We start from the raw sequence: 1,840 nt of genomic DNA, 5'->3' as shown, positions 1-1,840 counted from the left end.
GTTTACGCCGAGGCCTCTGAAACGGCGAAGTTCGACCAGAAGCTAAGCGAAGTGGTTACAAGGATCGATGCAAATATCGACAAGCTCCAGGCTCTTCTCGTCGATGAAGCCGACAAGCGGTTCTTTGCGTCTTTCAAAGATGACTGGCATGCCAGCTTGGCACGCTGGGAGGAAGTCAAGGCAATGCTCGCTTCGGGAGATAAGAGCGATGCTGAACGCCTGTTTTTTGGAAGCGCGTTAATCGCCTACGACAAAGCGGGAGACGACCTGCAACAGGCCGTCGACGATATGGGGAAAGATACCAATGATGAAGGCGCTGCGGCAACGAGTAGCGCGGCCGAGGGCGTTGTTTCTAGTTACGTCGCACTCGTGGCAACCTTCGTTATCGGATTGGGTGTCGCAATTGCAGGAGCGCTTCTGATAGCGCGTCCGCTGGCCCGGATAACCAGAGCAATGCGCAAGTTGACGGAGGGAGACCTCGGTGTCGAAATTCCTTCGCGCGGACGCAAGGACGAAATTGGCGACATGTCGGCGGCTTTGACCATCTTTCGTGACGCCGCTGTGTCGAACCAGCGGCTTGAGCGTGAGGCAGAGGAAGCGCGCCTCAAAGCAGAGGTCGACAAGCTGGCAGCTCAAGAGCGGGCCGAGGCGGATGCCGCCGAGCGCCTGCGCATTGCCACCACAGGTCTGGCCCTGGGTTTGAAGAAGCTGGCCAACGGCGATCTTTCGTTTCGTTTGGATGAGCCCTTCTCGCCAGATTTCGACGCGCTTCGCCATGACCTTAACACGGCTGTCGAACAACTTGGTGAGACATTGCGGTCCGTTGCCCATTCTACAGGGGTCATTGATAGCGGAAGCCGTGAAGTGAGCCACGGCGCTGATGATCTGTCGAAGCGGACAGAACAGCAGGCAGCGGCGCTTGAGGAAACAGCCGCCGCTCTTGATGAGATAACCACCAATGTTGCAAATTCCTCCAAGCGGGTAGATGAGGCGCGAGAGGTTGCTGCGAAGGCGAATGCCAGCGCTGTTCAATCTGGGAAAGTGGTCGCAAACGCTGTTGAGGCGATGCAAAAAATCACGCAGTCCTCCGGCCAGATGTCGAATATCATCAGCGTCATTGACGAGATTGCCTTCCAAACGAACCTACTTGCCCTCAACGCCGGCGTCGAGGCAGCTCGCGCAGGGGAAGCAGGCAAGGGCTTTGCGGTCGTAGCCCAGGAGGTGAGGGAACTGGCGCAGCGATCTGCGCAGGCAGCCAAAGAGATCAAGGCGCTGATAAGTAATTCCGGTGCTGAGGTCGAAATTGGCGTCAAACTGGTAAGCGAGACCGGCACAGCCCTGAATACAATCGAAGCCTATATCGTTGAAGTAAATCGCCACATGGATGCCATTGCGACGTCGGCAAGGGAACAGTCTGTTGGGCTGACAGAGGTCAACACTGCAATAAACCAAATGGATCAGGTCACGCAACAGAATGCGGCGATGGTCGAGGAAACGAGTGCGGCGGGAGCGAGCTTAGCACTTGAGACCGGGAAGCTTCGCGATTTGGTTGGAAGGTTCGCTCTTGGCAATCTTGTAGCGAGCGCTGGAGCTACGTGGAAGCCTTCGGAGGTTATGGCGATATCCAACCAAAACCGATCTGTGCCTTCACCAGCACGGAAAATGGCCGACCGCGTCGCTGCGGCCTTCTCCAGAACGGCGTCTGCGAACGGTCAGTGGGAAGAGTTTTAAGGGGCATGCCTCGACGACTTTGGCTTTGTCAGCATGACCTGACAGAGCCGCTGCAGTCGCTGATCTTCAGACATTACAGCTGTCGACGTTCGGCAAGCTGGGAGATCAG

General features: G+C 56.6%; 1 protein-coding gene. It reads left to right on the top strand.

The features are described from left to right. A partial coding sequence (locus VQ830_RS28595) for a methyl-accepting chemotaxis protein (protein ID WP_337271526.1) occupies positions 1-1,731 on the top strand: 1,731 nt, incomplete at its 5' end. Positions 1,732-1,840 lie beyond the last annotated feature (109 nt).

This window comes from Oryzifoliimicrobium ureilyticum, assembly GCF_037199735.1.
Taxonomy (GTDB): Bacteria; Pseudomonadota; Alphaproteobacteria; order Rhizobiales; family Rhizobiaceae; genus Rhizobium; species Rhizobium ureilyticus.
The sequence above is the reverse complement of the archived record's forward strand: the minus strand, read 5'-3'. Positions and strand labels throughout refer to the sequence as shown.